15 protein-coding genes are annotated in these 18,102 nt (G+C 71.9%); 9 read left to right on the top strand and 6 right to left on the bottom strand.

Annotation, left to right across the window (positions count from 1 at the left end; all coding sequences use genetic code 11):
* Positions 1-32: 32 nt before the first annotated feature.
* Genes ACIP4O_RS23705 through ACIP4O_RS23695 form a run of 3 tightly spaced genes read left to right on the top strand, consistent with a single transcriptional unit; the run spans position 33 to position 3,060 of the window.
* On the top strand, positions 33-599 hold the full coding sequence (locus tag ACIP4O_RS23705; RefSeq protein WP_401577314.1) for a GTP-binding protein: 567 nt from the start codon (positions 33-35) through the stop codon (positions 597-599).
* Positions 596-1,867 (top strand): cytochrome P450, encoded by a 1,272-nt coding sequence (locus ACIP4O_RS23700; RefSeq protein WP_401577258.1) that lies wholly within the window; start codon positions 596-598, stop codon positions 1,865-1,867. Before ACIP4O_RS23705 ends, ACIP4O_RS23700 begins: the two co-directional genes overlap by 4 nt.
* Positions 1,831-3,060 carry a cytochrome P450 gene (locus tag ACIP4O_RS23695; protein ID WP_401577256.1) on the top strand — a complete coding sequence of 410 codons (1,230 nt, stop codon included), beginning with the start codon at positions 1,831-1,833 and terminating at the stop codon, positions 3,058-3,060. The genes ACIP4O_RS23700 and ACIP4O_RS23695 overlap by 37 nt, the downstream gene beginning before the upstream one ends.
* A gap of 207 nt (positions 3,061-3,267) precedes the next feature.
* Here ACIP4O_RS23695 and ACIP4O_RS23690 read toward each other — a convergent pair whose 3' ends face one another.
* Positions 3,268-3,633, bottom strand: a complete 366-nt coding sequence (locus ACIP4O_RS23690; RefSeq protein ID WP_401577254.1) for an STAS domain-containing protein — start codon at positions 3,631-3,633, stop codon at positions 3,268-3,270.
* 318 nt (positions 3,634-3,951) lie between these two features.
* The gene (locus tag ACIP4O_RS23685; RefSeq protein ID WP_401577252.1) at positions 3,952-4,485 is read right to left on the bottom strand and encodes a MarR family winged helix-turn-helix transcriptional regulator; all 534 of its coding nucleotides are present in this window, start codon (positions 4,483-4,485) and stop codon (positions 3,952-3,954) included.
* A 99-nt stretch (positions 4,486-4,584) separates the two neighbouring features.
* Between ACIP4O_RS23685 and ACIP4O_RS23680 the strand changes: the two genes are divergently transcribed.
* Positions 4,585-5,754: a PP2C family protein-serine/threonine phosphatase gene (locus ACIP4O_RS23680; protein WP_401577250.1), complete on the top strand. Its 1,170-nt coding sequence runs from the start codon at positions 4,585-4,587 to the stop codon at positions 5,752-5,754.
* 37 nt (positions 5,755-5,791) lie between these two features.
* Here the strand turns inward: ACIP4O_RS23680 and ACIP4O_RS23675 are convergent, their stop codons facing one another.
* The gene (locus tag ACIP4O_RS23675) at positions 5,792-6,886 is read right to left on the bottom strand and encodes an ATP-dependent DNA ligase (RefSeq protein ID WP_401577248.1); all 1,095 of its coding nucleotides are present in this window, start codon (positions 6,884-6,886) and stop codon (positions 5,792-5,794) included.
* Between the two features lie 94 nt (positions 6,887-6,980).
* Here ACIP4O_RS23675 and ligD point away from each other — a divergent pair, with 94 nt between their 5' ends.
* Positions 6,981-7,994, top strand: coding sequence for a non-homologous end-joining DNA ligase (gene ligD, locus ACIP4O_RS23670; protein WP_401577246.1), 1,014 nt, complete (start codon positions 6,981-6,983; stop codon positions 7,992-7,994).
* Between the two features lie 3 nt (positions 7,995-7,997).
* Positions 7,998-9,182, top strand: a complete 1,185-nt coding sequence (locus tag ACIP4O_RS23665) for an ABC transporter permease (RefSeq protein WP_401577245.1) — start codon at positions 7,998-8,000, stop codon at positions 9,180-9,182.
* A 13-nt stretch (positions 9,183-9,195) separates the two neighbouring features.
* Here ACIP4O_RS23665 and ACIP4O_RS23660 read toward each other — a convergent pair whose 3' ends face one another.
* Together ACIP4O_RS23660 and ACIP4O_RS23655 are read right to left on the bottom strand one after the other, a co-directional pair.
* On the bottom strand, positions 9,196-11,466 hold the full coding sequence (locus ACIP4O_RS23660) for an OmpL47-type beta-barrel domain-containing protein (protein ID WP_401577243.1): 2,271 nt from the start codon (positions 11,464-11,466) through the stop codon (positions 9,196-9,198).
* 3 nt (positions 11,467-11,469) lie between these two features.
* Complete coding sequence (locus ACIP4O_RS23655; protein WP_401577241.1) at positions 11,470-14,031, bottom strand: ThuA domain-containing protein; 2,562 nt, start codon at positions 14,029-14,031, stop codon at positions 11,470-11,472.
* Positions 14,032-14,228: 197 nt separating this feature from the next.
* Between ACIP4O_RS23655 and ACIP4O_RS23650 the strand changes: the two genes are divergently transcribed.
* From ACIP4O_RS23650 to ACIP4O_RS23640, 3 genes are all read left to right on the top strand, one after another.
* Positions 14,229-15,281, top strand: a complete 1,053-nt coding sequence (locus ACIP4O_RS23650) for a multicopper oxidase domain-containing protein (protein ID WP_401577239.1) — start codon at positions 14,229-14,231, stop codon at positions 15,279-15,281.
* Positions 15,282-15,505: 224 nt separating this feature from the next.
* Complete coding sequence (locus ACIP4O_RS23645; RefSeq protein WP_401577237.1) at positions 15,506-16,291, top strand: VOC family protein; 786 nt, start codon at positions 15,506-15,508, stop codon at positions 16,289-16,291.
* Between the two features lie 209 nt (positions 16,292-16,500).
* Positions 16,501-16,770, top strand: a complete 270-nt coding sequence (locus tag ACIP4O_RS23640; RefSeq protein ID WP_361321168.1) for a WhiB family transcriptional regulator — start codon at positions 16,501-16,503, stop codon at positions 16,768-16,770.
* Between the two features lie 96 nt (positions 16,771-16,866).
* On the opposite strand, the gene ACIP4O_RS23635 is transcribed toward ACIP4O_RS23640, so the two are convergent.
* Complete coding sequence (locus ACIP4O_RS23635; RefSeq protein ID WP_401577312.1) at positions 16,867-17,847, bottom strand: acyl-ACP desaturase; 981 nt, start codon at positions 17,845-17,847, stop codon at positions 16,867-16,869.
* Between the last annotated feature and the right edge of the window lie 255 nt (positions 17,848-18,102).

Raw genomic sequence — 18,102 nt, 5'->3', positions numbered from 1 at the left:
GCACCCCGGCCCCCGCCGGGCCGGTGCCGGAGCTGCCGATCCCGGTGAAGATCGTCGTCGCCGGCCCCTTCGCCGTGGGCAAGACCACCTTCGTCGCCGCCGCCTCGGAGACCGCGCCGCTCACCACCGAGGAAGTCCTCACGCGGGCCGGTGAGAGCGTCGACGACCTCAGCGGGGTACGGGGCAAGACGACGACCACCGTGGGTGTCGACTTCGGTCGCCTCACGCTGCGCCCGCCCGCGCCCTCCGCCCACCCGGGCGCCGTCCTCTACCTCTTCGGCGCGCCGGGGCAGGAGCGGTTCCGGCTGCTGTGGGAGGAGCTGACGTACGGGGCGATGGGCGTCCTCGTCCTCGCCGACACGCGGCGCCTGGACGCGAGTTTCGACGTGCTCGACCTCGTGGAACGGCGCGGCATCCCCTACGCCGTCGCGGTCAACCAGTTCGAGGACTCGCCCGCGCACGGCCCCGAGGCCCTGCGCGCCGCGCTCGACCTGGAGGAATCCACGCCGCTCGCGGTCTGCGACGCGCGCGATCCGCGCTCGGCGCGGGACATGCTGATCATGCTCGTCGAGCACATCCGTGAGCTGGTGGAGAGTTGAGCAACCGCTACGTCCCGGGCGCCACGGCGCTCTACGAGCCCGAGTTCGCCGCCGATCCGCACGCCGCCTACGCCCGGCTGCGCGCCCGGCACGGCGCGGTCGCCCCCGTCGAGGTCGCCCCCGGCGTGGGGGCGCACCTCGTCCTCGACTACCGCGCCGCCTGGGAGATCCTCACCGATCAGGACGGGCACTGGTCGAAGGACCCGCGCCCGTGGGAGGCGAGCCTGCCGCGCACCCCCGAGGCGCACGGCGTGCTCGGCATGATCGGCTACCGGCCCAACGCGCTCTTCACCGACGGCGAGGTCCACGACCGCTTCCGGCAGGCGGTGAGCGACTGCTTCCGCATGATCCAGCCGCACCGGCTGCGCGCGACCGTCACGGAGATCGCCGACGACCTCGTGCGCGAGTTCGCCACCGAGGGCCGCGCCGACCTCGTCGGGCAGTACGCGCGCCCCCTCATGGCGCGCGTCATCAACCGCCTGTACGGGCGCTCGGACGCCTCGGGCCGCGAGCTGGACCGCATCCTGACGACCCTCTCGAACGCGGTGGGCGCCGACGCCGTCGCCGCCAACGAGGCCTTCGGCGGCTACATGAACGAACTCATCACGGCGAAGTACGAGAGCCCCGGCGACGACCTCCCCTCCTGGTTCATCGGGCACCCCGCCCAGCTCGCGCCCGAGGAGGTCGTGCAGCACGTCGTGCTCACCCTCGGCGCGGGCAACGAGCCCTCCGCGAACCTCATCAGCAACACCACGGCGCGGATGCTCACCGACGAGCGGTACTACTCCTCGCTCACGGACGGCGCGCTCTCCACCCGCGAGGCGCTCGCCGAGGTCCTGCGCACGGACCCGTCGATGGCGAACTACGGACCGTACTTCGCGACCCGGCCCGTCCACTTCCACGGCACGTGGATACAGCCCGCCGAGCTGGTCCTCGTCTCGTACGCGGGCGCCGGGGCGGACCCCACCGGGCTGCCCGCGCACGCGGACGAGCGCTCGGACGGCGGCGCGCACCTCGGCTTCGGCGCGGGCGAGCACCGCTGCCCGGCGGCCGACCCGGCCCTGCTGATCGCGGCGACCGCCATCGACCGGCTGCTCACCCTGCTGCCCGGACTCGAACTGGCCGTCCCCTTCGACGAACTGACCTGGCGCCCCGGGCCCTTCCACCGGGCTCTCGCGGCGCTGCCCGTCACTTTCCGACCCGTCCGTCCCGATCAGCCAGGAGTCACCCCGTGGACCAGCTCCAAGCCGTCACCCTCGACCCCGTAGGCGCCGACATCCCGGCCGAGGCCGCCCGGCTGCGCGAGCGCGGCCCCGTCGTGGAGATCACGCTGCCCGGCGGCATCCCCGCCTTCGCCGTCACGCGGTACGAGAACCTGCGCACCCTCATCCTGGACCCGCGCGTCAGCAAGGACCCGCGCAAGCACTGGGCCCGCTGGCCCGAGGCCGCCTCCAACCCGGAGTGGGGCTGGATACTCGGCTGGGTCGGCGTCATCAACATGCTCAGCACGTACGGGGTCGACCACAGCCGGCTGCGCAAGCTCGTCGCGCCGTCCTTCACGCACCACCGCACCGAGCGGCTGCGGGGCAGGGTCGAGGAGATCGTCGCGCGCCTGCTCGACGAGATCGAGGCGGTGCCCGAGGGCGAGGTCGTCGACCTGCGCGCGGCCTTCGCGCGGCAGCTGCCGATGGAGATCATCTGCGAGCTGTTCGGCGTCAGCGGTGCCCACAAGGCCGAGCTGGTGACGCTCCTCGACGACTTCATGGACGTCTCGCGGCCCGTCGAGGAGGCCATGGCGACGCTCGCCCGCCTCTACGCGGTGCTCGGCGAGCTCGTGGAGACCAAGCGTGCCGAGCCCGGTGACGACCTCGCGAGCGACCTCGTCACCGTGCGCGACACCGACGGCGACCGGCTCTCGGACGACGAGCTGCGCGACACGCTCCTCCTCGTCATCGGCGCCGGGGTCGAGACGACCGTCAACCTCATCGGGAACGCCACGTTCGCGCTGCTCACCCACCCCGAGCAGCTCGCTCAGGCACGGGCGGGCGAGCTGCCCTGGGAGAAGGTGGTCACCGAGACGCTGCGCTGGGCGCCGAGCATCGCCAACCTGCCGATGCGGTTCGCGGTCGAGGACATCCAGGGCCCCGAGACGGGCGACGTCCTCATCCCCAAGGGCAGCGCGATCCTCACGACGTACGCGGCCGCCAACCACGACCCCGCGCACTACGGGTCCACCGCGCACCTCTTCGACGCGCACCGCGACTCCGGCGACCACCTCGCCTTCGGCATCGGCGCGCACCGCTGCATCGGTGCCCCGCTCGCGCAGCTGGAGGCCGGCGTGGCGCTCCCCGCGCTCTTCGCTCGCTTCCCCGGTCTGCACCTCGCGGACCCGGACCCGCGGCAGGTGCCGACCTTCATCGCGCACGGCTGGGCGGAGCTGCCCGCCTACCGCACCGCCTGACCCGCCACCGCCGTACGAGCCGGGGCCCCACACCCGGCTCGCGGGGCCGCCAGGGCCACCCGCCCCGCCTCGCACTCCGCCTGTGCGGGGTCCGCCTGTCCGTCCGCGCCCGTCCGGCCTACTCGCCCGGTACGCGGTCCACCGGTCCGCCCCCCCGCGGCGCGCGTCCGGTCCACCCCCGGCTCGTATATCAGTCCAGCCCCGGGTTCAGCCCCGTTCGGGATGCCTGTCGCCGTGCCCGATCGCCTGGTCCATGTCGGCCGCGAAACGCAGATGGGCCCGCGTCCCCGTCACGTCGAAGAGCCGCAGCAGTACGTCGTCGAGCGGCCCGGCGAGCAGCAGCCGCAGGCCCGCCTCCTCGTGCAGGGTGTGCGCCCGCAGCAGCACTCCCAGCACCGTGGAGTCCGCGAAGGTCGTCCGCGAGAGATCGACCACGGTGAGCGGCCGCCCCGAAGCCAGTGCCCCGGTGAGCGCCCCGTCGAGCGCCTCCGCCGTGTCCAGGTCCGCCTCTCCCACCAGCCGTACCACCCGCGCCCCGGGAATGTCCGCGTGACTGACGGCTTCGTCCGGCATGGTGGCGCCCTTCCTGGTCACGTCACGCTGGGCGCGGCGTCGGCAACTGTTGCACTGCGGCAAACATTAGCCGAGCGTCGTGGCGCCCGGTAGCGGGTACCCGCATGTCGTCGTGAACCGCGAACCCTCGGCTGAGCGGGTGTCAGCCCTCGCCGCGGGCCCGTGACACTTGCCGTTTGACAACAGTGCGCCCGAGGAAACAATCTGAGCCCCGAAAGGACCGCCCGGCCCGAACGGTGGCGTGCGGACCGAGGCGAACCGGAGGTCACAAGCGTGTACTGGTCCAGGGGGCCGTTCCCGCACGACGGGGGGCGGCGCTCAGGCGGTGTCGGCCGCCTCGTCCCGCGGGGGCCGTTCGCGCGAGGAATCCGACGGCCGCTCCTCGCCCCAGTCGGCGGGGTCCCAGTCGGCGGCGTCCAGGAAGCCGCCGAGACCGCGCGCCAGCGCGTCCCTGTCCGCCCGCGGCATCCGCTCCAGGATCTCCAGGAGCGCGCTCTGCCGCCGCGCCCGCAGCTCGCCGAGATACCGCGTCCCCGGCGGGGTGAGCCGCAGCTCGACCTCCCGCCGGCTCGACCGGCTCGCCGCGCGCTCCACGTAGCCCAGCGCCTGGAGCCGGTCGCACAGACGGCTCACCGAGGACGGCGCGGCCCCCAGCTCCTCGCCGAGGGTGCGCAGGTTGATTCCGTCCTCACGGTCCAGGATGTACAGCACGCGCAGCTGCGAGACTGAGACCGGCGCCGTCGGCGCCAGATCGCGGCCCTTGTGCCACATCACTTCCAGCAGCTCGATGACCTCCCCGGCCACCCGCGCCGCGGCAGCCCGGTTCTCCTGGGCCGCCGCCTCGGGACGCATGTCCTCAACTCTGACACTTCGCAAGGCTCCTGTCAGTCGCTGGGGCATGACGGTCCGGATTCCCTTCTCCCGATCTCCGAGACAGGTGGTACACGTACGGTGGACAGATTCGCGGCGGTGGAACGCGCCCTGCGCAAGGCCCCTCCCCATGCTCTGCTCGACGCGCTGCGCACGGCGCTCCGGGTCCGTTACGGGGCAGCGGGCGCGGATCTGCTCATGGCCGACTACGCCATGACCATACTCCAGCCGGTCGAACCCCCGGCGCTCCCGCCGGAGCCGCTCTCCGCCCACCTGGGAGCGCCCGGACGCGCCTTCGGGGCCCAGCAGCCGTACGCGGAGACCTCCGGCGAGTACACCGTCGTCCACGTGCCGGTCACCGTGCGTGGCGACCGGCTCGGCATTCTCACCGTGCGGCTGCCCGAGGGCGGCTACGACGAGGAAATGGCCAGGGAACTCGCCGACATCGGCGAAGTGCTCGGGCACGAGATCCTCGTCGCCGAACGCGATACCGACCTCTACCAGCAGGCCCGCCGCGCCCGCCGCCTCACCCTCGCCGCCGAGCTCCAGTGGCAGCTGCTCCCCGGGCGGTCCTGCTCCCGGCCCGAGTACGCGCTCGGGGCCCAGCTGGAGCCCGCCTACGCGATCCGCGGCGACAACTTCGACTGGGCGGGTTCGTCCGAGACGCTGCACCTCTCCGTCACCAACGGCATGGGCGAGGGCATCGAGGCCGCGCTGCTCACCAACCTCGCCGTCAACGCGCTGCGCAACGCGCGCCGCGCCGGACTCGCCCTCGCCGACCAGGCGGCCCTCGCCGACCAGGCGATCTACGGCCACCACCAGGGCAGCGTGCACCTGTCCACCCTGCTCCTGCGCTTCGACCTCGCCACCGGCGAGGTGGACGTTGTGGACGCGGGCTCCCCGCAGCTGTGGCGACAGCGCGACGGCGTCACCGAGCAGATCGAACTCGACGCGCAACTCCCGCTCGGCATGTTCGAGGACACCGTCTACACGGCCCAGCACTTCCGGGTCCTGCCGGGGGACCGGCTCTTTTTCTTCAGCGACGGCGTGTACGAGGCCCTCTCGCCGAGCGGGGAACCGTACGGGGAACGCGCCCTCGCCGCGGCGATGACCGGCACCCGGCTGCTGCCGCCCGCGCAGGTCCCCTACGCCGTGCTCAAGGAGCTGGCCGCGCACCGGGGCGCCCTCACGCAGGACGACGACGCGATGGTGCTGTGCCTGGACTGGCACGGACGGCAGGTGTCGCTCTAAGGGCCGTACGGGCTGTGCGGGGCGGCGCGGGAGGGGCTCAGGTCCCCCCGAGTACCGCCCCCAGCTCGTACCGCACCGGCTCTTCGACCTGCGCGTACGTGCAGCTCCCCGGGGTGCGGTCCGGGCGCCAGCGGCGCCAGCGCGCGGTGTGCCGGAAGCGGGCCCTGCCCGATTCCACGGGGCCCTCCATGTGGTCGTACGCGACCTCGCAGACCCGCTCGGGCCGCAGCGGCACCCACGACAGGTCCTTCGTGCCCGTCCAGCGGCTCGGCCCACCCGGCAGGCGCCCCGCCTCCTGCGCCTCCGCCTCGGCCCAGTGCGCCCACGGATGCTCCCCGAAACCGTCACCGGACCCGTCCATCCGCAGCGGCTGAAGCTCCTCCATCAGCTCCGCGCGCCGCTTCATCGGGAAGGCCGCGCAGACGCCCACGTGCTGGAGCGCGCCCGCGTCGTCGTACAGCCCGAGCAGCAGCGAACCGACCACCGGGCCGCTCTTGTGGAAGCGCAGCCCGGCCACGACGCAGTCGGCCGTGCGCTCGTGCTTGACCTTGAACATGACCCGCTGGTTCTCGCGGTACGGCAGCTCGGGCGGCTTCGCGACGATGCCGTCCAGCCCCGCCCCCTCGAAGCGCCCGAACCACTCCTCGGCCACCGCCCGGTCCCCCGTCGCGGGCGCGAGGTGGACCGGGGGAGCCACCTGGGCGAGCACCGCTTCGAGCCGTTCCCTGCGCTCGCGCTGCGGCCGCTCCACGAACGACTCCTCGCCCAGCGCGAGCAGGTCGAAGGCGATGTACGAGGACGGCGTCGTCTCCGCGAGCAACCGCACCCGCGAGGCCGCCGGGTGGATGCGCTCGCTCAGCGCGTCGAAGTCGAGCCGCCCCTCGCGCGCCACGACGACCTCCCCGTCCAGCACGCACCGCCCGGGCAGCCGCTCCCGCAACGCCCCGACCAGCTCGGGAAAGTACCGCCCGAGCGGCTTGCCCGTACGACTGCCCAGCTCCACCTCGTCACCGTCCTTGAAGACGAGGCAGCGGAAACCATCCCATTTCGCCTCGTACTGCATACCGGGCGGGATCTCCGGGACGGCCTTCGCGAGCATCGGGCGCACCGGGGGCATGACAGGCAGACGCATGAGCCGATTGTGTGCCGGTATGACCGTCATCCGCACCAGGAGTACCTGTGGATACCGATATGCGGACGTACGCGCCCGCGCCTACCGTGGCGCCATGGCGGACGAAGCGGAGGAGCTGACGGCGGGCGGGCGCACCGTGCGCGTCAGCCACCCGGACAAGATCTACTATCCGCGTCCCGGCTACACGAAGCGGGACGTCGCGGAGTACTACCTCACGGTCGGCGAGGGCATGACGCGGGCCCTGCGCGCGCGGCCCACGACCCTGGAGCGCTACCCGGAGGGCGTCGAGGGCGAGTCCTTCTTCCAGAAGCGAGCCCCGAAGAACCACCCCTCCTGGCTGCGCACCGCGCGGATCTCCTTCCCGAGCGGCCGGCACGCCGACGAGCTGTGCCCCGAGGAGCCCGCGGCGATCCTGTGGGCGGCCAACCTCGGCGGTCTCGTCTTCCACCCCTGGGCCGTACGGGCCGAGGACACCGACCATCCGGACGAACTGCGCCTCGACCTCGACCCGCAGCCCGGCACCGGCTTCGCGGAGGCCGTCGCGGTCGCCGTCGAGCTGCGCGGGCTCCTGGAGGAGCTGGGCCTGCGCGGCTTCCCGAAGACCTCGGGCGGGCGGGGTCTGCACGTCTTCGTGCCGATCGAGCCGCGCTGGGACTTCGCCGGGGTGCGCCGGGCCGCGATCGCGGTCGGGCGCGAGCTGGAGCGCCGGATGCCGGGCAAGGTGACGACGCACTGGTGGAAGGAGGAGCGCGGGGAGCGCATCTTCCTCGACTACAACCAGAACGCCAGGGACCGCACCATCGCCGCCGCCTACTCGCTCCGCGCGCGCCCGCACGCCCCTGTCTCGGCCCCGCTCACGTGGGACGAGGTGCCCGACGCCGATCCGCGCGACTTCGACCTGCGCACGATGGTGACCCGCTACCGCGAGCGCGGCGACGTGCACGCGGACATGGACGAACGCCGCTACTCGCTCGAACCGCTCCTCGACCTCGCGGCGCGCGACGAGAGCGAGGGACACGGCGAGCTCCCGTACCCGCCGGACTACCCGAAGATGCCGGGCGAGCCCTCGCGGGTGCAGCCGAGCCGTGCCAGGAAGGAGACGGACTGAGCCATGGCGGACCCCGGCAGCCCCGGCCCGGAAGCCCCCGGCCCGGAGGAAAGGGCCTCCGGCCCGAAGGAGCACATCGCGGGCCCTTCCGGCGCCCACCCCGACCACGCCCACCGCCCCTCCGCCCGCGAGCGCTGGGCGGGCTTTCGCACCTCGGCGTACTGGCCCGCCGTCGTGCTGTGCCTCATCCTGGCCGCGGCCGCCGGGCTCTTCGCCGGCTCGTACACGTACCAGATGGCGAAGCCGACACCCCGCCACGTGCCGGTCGCCGTCGTCGGCACGCACCGCTGGGCGCAGGGGCTCGCGTTCGTGGACGGCATGGAGCGCGCGCTCGACGCGGGGCTCAGTCTGCACCCGTACCGCGACTACGGGGCCGCGCGCGGGGCGATCGAGGAACAGAAGGTCTTCGCGGTGCTGAGCCGCGACGGGGAGCGGGCGCGGCTCGACCTCTCGGGTGCCTCGGGTGCCTCGGTCGCGCAACTGCTCGCCGAGGCCGCGCCGAAGGTCGGCAAGGAGACGGGGACGCCCGTGACCGTACGGGACGTCAACCCGCTCCAGTCGGGGGATCCGCGCGGTCTCGCGCTCTTCTACATCTCGCTCGCCGCCGTCATCGTCGGCTTCGTCGGCGCCATCCAGCTCAGCGTGCACGCGCGGGGCCTCGACCCGCTGGAACGGATCGGGTTCACGGCCGCCTACGCCCTGCTCGGCGGGTTCACGATCGCGGCCGTCGTGGACTGGTGGCTCGGCGCGCTGCACCTGCCCTTCACGCAGTCCTGGCTCATCCTCGCGTTCACGATGTTCACGTGCGGCATGGTCTTCACAATGTTCAACACCCTCGTCGGGCGTTGGGCGATGCTCCCGACCTGGGGCGTCATGGTGCTGCTGGGCAACCCGTCCTCGGGCGGCGCGGTCTCCTGGCCGCTGCTGCCCTCGGTCCTCGGGCACATCGGGCAGTGGCTGCCACCGGGTGCCTCGGTCAACGCACAGCACACCGCCGTGTACTTCCGGGGCCACCAGCACCTCTTCCCCTACCTGGTGCTCGCCGCCTGGGCCCTCGTCTCCTGCGCGGTCTTCTGGATCTGGCGCCACCGGCACCCGGGCGGGCGCACCCCGAAGGCGGCGGCGCACGCCGCGCGCGGAAATGGGAGCGGCGACGGTGGGGGTGCCACCGCCGCCGCTCCCGGCTGAACGCCCGCGCGGATTACAGCTCCTGAATCCGGATGTCCCGGTAGGAGATCACGTCGGACGTGCTGTGCACCTGGAGGCCGACGTAGCCGGAGGCGTAGCGCCGCCCGTCGGTGCCCGGGTCACCGGACCGCGGCGGCTCGAAGAGCTGGCCGCCGGTGTTGTCGAACTCGTTGATCAGCACCCCGTTGCGGAAGATCTGGAAGTGCTGGTCGACGGCCCGGATCTCGTAGTCGTTCCAGGTCCCCTTCTCGGTGACCCCGGCGCCCGCGAGGCCGACCCGGTCGAAGCCGTACACGGACCCGGTCTTGTACATGTCCCCGGAGGGGGAGTCGAAGATCTGGATCTCGTGCCCGTAGTTGATCGCGACCCACTCGGGCCGCGACTCCTCCGGGTGGTCGTGGACGTTCGGGAAGCGGACGAAGACCCCGCCGTTGGCGTTCGCGGTCCCCGGACCGTCGTCACGGAAGCGGAGCTTGAGCGAGAAGTCGTCGAACTTCCGCTCCGGGAACCACAGCATCCCCATGCCGTCGACGTCGGTGGAGCTGGTGATCGAGCCGTCGTCGTTCAGCTCGAACTTGCCGCCGCCGACCTGCTCCCACTTGTCGAACTGGGCCTTCGAGCCGTCCATGAGGTCCTTGTAGCCGGTCGTCTGCCCCGGCTTGCCGATCCCGGACGCCTTGGCGGCCTGGTTGATGGCCTTGCGCTCGCGCTTGTCGATCACGTTCTCGGCACTCAGCTCGTCGAGCACCTTCGTGACGTGCTTGAGGAACAGGGCGTTCGAGGTCCAGTCCTTCTCGTCCTCGATGCGCTCGTTGATCCGGCAGCGGTTCTCCGTGATGCGGTTGGGCACCCCGGTGTCGACCGTCCCGACGAAGACGGTCTTGCGCTCGTCGAACTCGGCGCAGCCCGGCGCGGGGACGCCGCCCCCGGCCGCGACCGTGAAGGCCACCTGCCGCGCCTCGGAGGTGTTGCCCGCCTTGTCGCTCGCGCGGTAGTCGACGGTGTGCCGGCCGACGCGGTCGACCACGACCGGCTTGCTGTAGGCGAGGTAGGGCCCCGCGTCGAGCGAGTACTCGACCTTGTCGACGCCCGACTCCTCGTCGGTCGCGTTCAGGGTGAGCTTCGCCGAGGCGAGGTAGGCGCCGTCCGAGTTCTTCGAACCGGTCACCTCCGCGCCGACCACGGGGGCCGTGGTGTCCTGGGCGGGCGGTTCGACGACGGTGAAGGAGACGGTCTTCTCGGCCGCCGCGTTGCCCGCCTTGTCGGTGGCCCGGTAGCGCACCACCTGCTCGCCGGTCTCGTGGACCATGACCGGCCCGGTGTACTCCTGCCAGGCGCCGTCGGCGCCGAGCGCGTACTCGATCTTGTTGACGCCCGAACCGGTGTCGGACGCGGTGACGGTGACGGTCGCCATGCCGAGGTAGGCGCCGTTCTCGTCCTTGTCGCCCGTGACGGTCGCCGAGGTCTCCGGCGCGTCCTGGTCGTCGGTCGGCGGCCCCGCGACGGTGAAGGAGACGGTCTTCTCCTCCGCCGCGTTGCCCGCCTTGTCGGTCGCGCGGTAGCGCACGACGTGCTCGCCGACCTGGTCGATCACGACCGGCGCGGTGTACGGCTGCCAGGCGCCGTCCGCACCGATCGCGTACTCGACGGTGTCGACGCCCGCGCCCTCGTCGCTCGCCTCGATCGCGACGGACGCGGAGCCGACGTAGGCGCCGTCGGCGTTCTGGTCGCCGCTCACCTTCGCCGAGGTGGTGGGCGCGGTGGTGTCCTCGCCGCCCCCGCCGTCGGTCACCACGAGGGTGCCCTCCATGGAGATGTGCCCCGGGATCGTGCAGTGGTAGTGGTACGTGCCGGGGGTGAGCACGACGTCGACGCTGTGCTTGCCGCCCTCGGCGTCCGAGGGGTTGGCGAGGATGTTGACGTTGACGTCGTTGTTGTACTTCGGGTCGGAGACGTCGAAGGTCAGCGTGTGCGGCATCCCGGAGGTGTTGCCGGTGTCCTTGCTGTTCTCGAAGACGATCGTGGCGGGTCCCGCGACCGCCTTCTCGGGCGCGGAGACGTAGTGCGTGATGTCGTCGCCCGCGGTCCAGGTGAGCACCTGGGCCGCCTTGGGCGCGACGTCCTTCTCCGGCTTCGCGCTCTTGTGGGCGGCCGTGGTCCTGGCCCCCGTGTCACTCGTCGCGCTCGTCGCGCTCAGTCCGAGGACGAGCCCGAACGCGGCGAGCAGGGTCAGCAGCAGCCGGGGAGCCCGGTGCCGCGCTCTCGTACGCCGTCGTGGTCGCACCGCTTACCTCCTCACGAGCTGGTCGGCGGCGGGGGTGGGGCCCCCGCCCTTGTAGGTCACGCGCCACAGCGCGGAATACTTGTCCGAGGTGAAGAACCCGCGCCCGTAGTCGAGGACGTAGAGCGAGCCGTCGTCGCCGAACTTCCAGTCCATGAGGTTGCGGATGCCGTTCTCACCGACCGGGATGATCTTCTTCAGCGACTCGGCGTGGATCGGCAGTCCGCCGTCCCCTTGCGTCTTCGGGTCCATGAGCACCGCGTGCCGGGGCTGCGTGTCGTCGTAGAGGTCGCCGACGAACCACTTGCCGTCCCAGTACTGGGGCCACTTGACCGTGCTGGCGCTGTTCTCGTCGTACCGGTAGACCGGGCCGTCCATCGCGGCCTGGCCGCCGCCCTTGAGCCACGGCAGCTTGTACGTGGCCTCGCTCTCCTTGTACGAGGGCACCCCGGCCGCGTTGCGCGGGTAGTCCGGGCCGCCGCCCTGGGGCGAGTACCAGATGTTGTTGCCCGTGACGGGCGGGAGGTTGACGAGGCCGTCGTTGTTGGGCGACTCGTTCTTCGGGTGGTCGCAGTCGTACCAGCCCAGCGGCTTGCTCGGGTCGGGCAGGTTGCGGTCGCGGTAGGGCTGCTTGTTGCCCATGCAGTACGGCCAGCCGCGGTTGCTCGCCTTCGTGATGACGGCGAAGCTGTCGTACTTGGCCGGGCCCCACGTCTCGCTCGGGGCGCCCGCGTCGGGGCCGACCCAGCCCGCGTAGAGGGTGTCGGTCTTCTTGTCGATCGAGATGCGCGCCGGGTTGCGCACGCCCATCACGTAGATCTCGCCGCGCGTCTTGCCGCCGCCCTCGGCGGTCTCCTTGCCGGTGAAGAGGTTCCCCTCGGGGAGGGTGTACGTGCCGTCCTGCTCCGGGTGGATGCGCAGGATCTTCCCGTTGAGGTTGTTGGTGTTGCCCGCCGTGCGGCGCGCATCGGCGAAGGAGACGCCCTTGTAGTTGGGCTCCGGGTTGTTGCCCGAGTAACCGTCGCTGAACTGCGAGGAGTTGTTGTCACCCACGGCGATGTACAGGTTGTCGTGGGAGTCCCAGGCCATGCCGCCGCCGGCGTGGCAGCAGGAGTGCACCTGCACCGGCCAGGAGAGGAGGACCTTCTCGGAGGAGAGGTCCAGCTTGTTGGTCTTCCTGTCCAGCGTGAAGCGCGAGACCTGGCGGGTCGCCATCTGCTTGTCGCGGTCGAGCTTGGAGTGCGGCGTGTAGTGCAGGTACACCCAGCCGTTGTCCTCGAAGCGCGGGTCCAGCGCGATGCCGAGCAGCCCCTCCTCGACCTTGACCAGCTCGTCGCCCCCGCCCTTGTTGCCGAAGACGGTGAGCTTCCCGGCGAGCGTGACCTGCTTGGTCTTCGGGTCGTAGATGTGGATCTCGCCCTCGCCCTTGCCGACGTCGGGGTCGTTCCAGTCGGTCACGACCGGCTGGCTCGCGTCCTTGCCGCCGCGCCCGATGTAGAAGACGCGCCCGTCGGGGGCGGTGACGAGGCCGTGCGGCTCGCCGATCTGGTCGTTCTCGCCCGCCTTGTTCGGCTGCGTGAGCCGCTCGGCGACGTAGTTGGACTCGATCGTCGCCTTGCAGTCGGCCTGCACGAGACGCGTCGTCCACAGCAGCGCCCCGCGCAGGTGGGCGCGGAAGTCGGTCTCGGCGAAGCTGTCCGCCGTACCGCCCATCGCGGAGTAGAAGGACCGCCCGCCGTCGTAGTCGCGGCACCACGAGACCGGGTGGTCGGCGCCGTTGGCGCCCGCACCGGGGCTGTACGTCGACTCGCGGACCCGGGCGACGGTGTGCACCTTGCCGCTCGGATTCGTCTGCCAGTTGAGCCACTTGTCGGGGTGCTTCCACTCCAGCGGCAGGTCCTTCGTCGCCGGATTGAGCCGGTCGCCGACCTCGACGGTGGCGCGCTGGACCTTCGCCCCGCTGCCCTCGACGGGCCGCGCCCCGATGAGGCCGGTGTACCAGTCGGAGTACGGCTCCGTGCGGGCCGCGTCGTTCAGGCCGATGAAGCCGCCACCGGCCTTGATGTACGCCTCCAGCCCCGCTTCCTGATCGGCGTTGAGCACGTCGCCGGGTCCCGTGAGGAAGACCACGGCGTTGGTCTTGCCGAGCTTGGTCGCGTTGGTGAAGACCTTCGCCTTGTCGGTCGCCTCGACCGTGAAGCGCTGGCCGGCCGGCCCGGACTGGCCGATCTTCTCGATGGCCTCGATCCCCGCGTCGACCGCGGGGGACTCGGGGGCGGTGCTCCCGGTGTAGACGAGCACCTTCACCTCGTCCCCGCCGGGCGGCGAGGGCAGGGCGAGTTGGGCCTTGCCCGCGGCGCCGGCGGGCGGCCCGGTGAGCAGCCCGGTCGCGAGCGCGGCCGAGGCAAGTACGGCGGCCCCTGCGAGCCGTGTCCGCTTGCGGGCCCGGAGGCGGGCGGGTGATGTCGTGGTGGCGCCGGTCCGTGTGGTTCCCGTGGGGGATGCGGAGTGTGTTCTCTCGGTGCCGGATACCTGAGCCGGTGTCCGGTGGTGCGGTGTGAACCGCATGTGGTCCTCCACCCTCGTCAGTCGCAGCAACAGCGCCGCCGAAGCTAGACCCCTTTGCCCGGAAGGCCAATACCTATGACCTGAATGGCACAAACTTTGTCCTCACCGTGGATAAACGACGGCCGCCCGGCTACCGTGTGCCCGTCCCTGGGGCCCATGGGGTCCGGCAAGTCCACGCATCGGAAAAGGAGTTCGTGATGGCTTCGACGGACGAGGGCTCGAGAGGGCGGCGCATCGGGCGGCGCTATCTGCTCGGCGGAGCGGCCGCGGCGGCGGGTCTCGGCGTGGTGGGCGCGAGTGCGACGAGCGGTACGGCGCAGGCGGCGGTGACCGCGCCGACCGCGCCGGCCGGGGGCGAGGTGCGCCGCATCACGATGTACGCGGAGCGCCTGGCGGGCGGTCAGATGGGCTATGGCCTGGAGAAGGGCAAGGCGAGCATCCCCGGCCCGCTCATCGAGCTCAACGAGGGCGACACGCTGCACATCGACTTCGAGAACACGATGGACGTCGACGCGAGCCTCCACGTCCACGGCCTGGACTACGAGATCACCAGCGACGGGACCCGCATGAGCGGCAGTCACGTCCCGCCGGGCGGCCACCGCACGTACACCTGGCGCACCCACAAGCCGGGCAAGCGCGCCGACGGCACCTACCGCCCGGGCAGCGCCGGCTACTGGCACTACCACGACCACGTCGTCGGCACCGACCACGGCACGGGCGGCATCCGCAACGGGCTCTACGGGGGAGTGGTGGTGCGCCGCAAGGGCGATCCGCTCCCCGACCGCACGTACACGATCGTCTTCAACGACATGACGATCAACAACCTCAAGCAGGGCCCCGACTTCGAGTCCGTCGTGGGGGAGCGCGTCGAGATCGTCATGATCACGCACGGCGAGTACTACCACACCTTCCACATGCACGGTCACCGCTGGGCGGACAACCGCACGGGTCTGCTCACGGGCCCTGACGACCCCTCGGCCGTCATCGACAACAAGATCGTCGGACCCGCCGACTCCTTCGGCTTCCAGGTCATCGCGGGCGAGGGCGTCGGCGCCGGGGCGTGGATGTACCACTGCCACGTCCAGTCGCACTCCGACATGGGGATGGCCGGAATGTTCCTGGTCGCCAAGGAGGACGGGACGGTGCCGGGACACGAGGGCCACACGATGAGGAAGAGCGGCGGTACGGGCGAGGCGCCGACCTCGGGGAAGGACGCGGGGGAGCACGCGCACGCGGCGCACGGGGGCTGAGCGGGGCGGGCCTGCCCGGAGGGCGCGGTGACGGAGGGGGTACGGGGATGGGGCGCCGTGTACGCGGGAGCGCCCCTCCCCGCCGTCACCGCTCCTCCTCGCGCCTCGCCGCTCCTCCTCGTCGCGCGCCTCGCGGACGCCGGTGCCAGACTCGGAGGGAGGGCGTCCGCCGCGCCCGTACCCCGTGGCGGCGGGCTCACGACGCGAGCGAGGGAAGTTCCGCCATGCTCAACAGCGCACACTACGCCGACGGCGAGCCCGTCTGGCTCGAACTGTCCACGCCCGACCTCGACCGGGCCGAGGACTTCTACGCGGGGCTCTTCGGCTGGTCCCTCCAGCGCATGGGCCCGGACATGGGGAACTACGGGCTGTTCACGCTGCACGGCAAGACGGTCGCGGCCGTCATGCCGATGCCGGCCGACAAGGTGCCGCCCGCCTGGACGATCTACTTCAAGACCCCCGACGCCTCGGCGAGCGCGCAGACCATCGAGCGGAACGGCGGCACCGTGACGACCGCGGCGACGGACGTCATGGACCTCGGCAGGCTCGCCGCCTGCACCGATCCGCAGGGCGCCGCCTTCGCCGTCTGGGAGCCGGGCACCAACAAGGGCCTCGGCCTCGTCACCGACACGAACGCCTTCTTCTGGGCCGAACTGGAGAGCCCCGAGCCCCCGGCCGCCGTCACCTTCTACGGCCGTGTCTTCGGCTGGGAGACGACGACGATGCACATGGAGGGCGGCGACTACCTCATGCCGCACCCCGCCGGAGGCACCCCCGAGGACATGTTCGCCGGGATCGCCCCGCTCGACCCCGCGACGAGCGGGCGCGGCTCGTACTGGCTCCCGTACTTCAACGTCTCCGACTGCGACGCGACGGCGGCGAAGGCGCTCGCGGGCGGTGCGCGCGCCGAGGTGGAGCCGCTCGACATCCCCGACGTGGGCCGCATGGCGCGCTTCACCGACCCGCACGGCGCGGTCTTCGCCGTCATGACGCCGAACCCGCGCAGCTGAGGGGCGCCACGCCCTCACCAGCCGCCGCCCCTCGCCCCTCGCCCCGGCCGCCTTCGACGACACCGCCCCCGCCCGGTCGATGCGGGGGTTCGCCGCGCTGCCGGTGGGGGTGTGACGCCACGGTGTCCAACCCCGACACGCCGCCCCGGACTCGGCGTTGAACGCGCGTTGATCGTTCGTCGATCGTTTGTTTCCGGGGGCACGGCACCATGCTCGTCATGAACGATCTCGGGGACAGCACGAGCACGGGCGAGGAGCCCGAGGACTGGCAGGAAGGGGCCCTGTGCGCGCAGATCGGCCCGGACTTCTTCTTTCCCGAGCCGGGCGGTTCGGTCCAGGACGCCAAGCGCGTCTGCCGCTCCTGCCCGAGCCGCCGCGCCTGCCTGGAACACGCGCTCGCCCGCGACGAGCGCTACGGGGTCTGGGGTGGCCTCTCGGAGAAGGAGCGGGGACGGCTGCGGAGGCTGCGCAGAGCGTGAGGGCGGGGCCCGGGGGTCGGTGCTCCCGCCGGCCGGGGCCCAAGGGGCCTGCCGCCGCCCCGGACCCGTACGCCCGTACGCCTCCGTACCGCCCGCTCAGTCCTCGGCGGCCGCCCGGGCCGCCAGCCGGGCCTTGCGGGCGGCGAGTTTCTCGTCGAACTCGCTCGCCTTGCCGTCGAGTTCGCCCATGAAGTAGCCCAGCTCCTCCTGCGCCTTGAGCCCCTCGGGGCCGAGCCCGTCGCGGTCGAGGACCTTGAGGTAGCGCAGCACGGGCGAGAGCACGTCGTCGTGGTGGATGCGCAGGTTGTACACCTCGCCGATCGCCATCTGCGCCGCCGCGCGGCCGAAGTTGGGGATGCCGTGGCCCGGCATGCGGAAGTCGACGACGACGTCGCGGATCGCGCTGAGCGCGAGGTCGGGGGCGAGGTCGAGCGCGGCGCGCAGCAGGTTGCGGTAGAAGACCATGTGCAGGTTCTCGTCGGTCGCGATGCGCGCGAGCATGCGGTCGCACACCGGGTCGCCCGACTGGTGGCCCGTGTTGCGGTGCGAGACGCGGGTGGCGAGTTCCTGGAAGGCCACGTAGGCGACCGAGTGGAGCATCGAGTGCCGGTTGTCGGACTCGAAGCCCGCGCTCATGTGCTCCATGCGGAAGCGTTCCAGCGCGTCCGGGTCGACGGCGCGGCTCGCGAGGAGGTAGTCGCGCATCACGATCCCGTGCCGGGCCTCCTCGGCGGTCCAGCGGTGCACCCACGTGCCCCAGGCGCCGTCGCGGCCGAAGAGCGCGGCGATCTCGTGGTGGTAGCTCGGCAGGTTGTCCTCGGTCAGGAGGTTGACGACGAGCGCGGTCCTGCCGACCTCGGTGACCTTCGACTGCTCCGGCGCCCAGGGCTCGCCGTCCACGAAGAACTCGGGGAAGTTCCTCGCCTCGCCCCAGGGGACGTAGTGGTGCGGCATCCAGTCCTTCGTCACCGAGAGGTGCCGGTTCAGCTCCCGCTCCACCACCTCCTCCAGGGCGAGCAGCAGACGGCGGTCGGTCCAGCCGTTGCCGAGGTCGTCGGGGGAGCGGCGTGGGGACACCAGACTCACGGATTCTCCTGGGGAGGGAGGGGTCAAGAGCGGACGCGGGCGAGGCCGGGACGCATGGCGCGCGGCTACCTACGGACCCGTAGGTTACGACACCGTAGGTTAATGAGATGTAAGCGTCCGGTGGGGGGAACGCGTGTGCGATACACGTCGGCGTGGGTGCGGAACCGAGGGCGCGGCACGGCGCGGGGCCTGCCCCGTCCCGTACCGCGCCCTCGATACCGCGCCGTGAACCCGTCCCGTACCGCG

The organism is Streptomyces sp. NPDC088923 (assembly GCF_044749745.1).
GTDB lineage: Bacteria > Actinomycetota > Actinomycetes > Streptomycetales > Streptomycetaceae > Streptomyces.
This window is presented reverse-complemented; position numbering and strand designations above follow the sequence as displayed.

Bases quoted from the DNA above. Each gene is read 5' to 3' on its own strand.
- ACIP4O_RS23645 (WP_401577237.1), top strand. From the start codon at position 15,506: ATGCTCAACAGCGCACACTACGCCGACGGCGAGCCCGTCTGGCTCGAA.
- ACIP4O_RS23675 (WP_401577248.1), bottom strand. From the start codon at position 6,886: ATGCGTCTGCCTGTCATGCCCCCGGTGCGCCCGATGCTCGCGAAGGCC.
- ACIP4O_RS23665 (WP_401577245.1), top strand. From the start codon at position 7,998: ATGGCGGACCCCGGCAGCCCCGGCCCGGAAGCCCCCGGCCCGGAGGAA.
- ACIP4O_RS23655 (WP_401577241.1), bottom strand. From the start codon at position 14,031: ATGCGGTTCACACCGCACCACCGGACACCGGCTCAGGTATCCGGCACC.
- ACIP4O_RS23650 (WP_401577239.1), top strand. From the start codon at position 14,229: ATGGCTTCGACGGACGAGGGCTCGAGAGGGCGGCGCATCGGGCGGCGC.
- ACIP4O_RS23685 (WP_401577252.1), bottom strand. From the start codon at position 4,485: ATGCGTCCCGAGGCGGCGGCCCAGGAGAACCGGGCTGCCGCGGCGCGG.
- ACIP4O_RS23690 (WP_401577254.1), bottom strand. From the start codon at position 3,633: ATGCCGGACGAAGCCGTCAGTCACGCGGACATTCCCGGGGCGCGGGTG.
- ligD (WP_401577246.1), top strand. From the start codon at position 6,981: ATGGCGGACGAAGCGGAGGAGCTGACGGCGGGCGGGCGCACCGTGCGC.
- ACIP4O_RS23640 (WP_361321168.1), top strand. From the start codon at position 16,501: ATGCTCGTCATGAACGATCTCGGGGACAGCACGAGCACGGGCGAGGAG.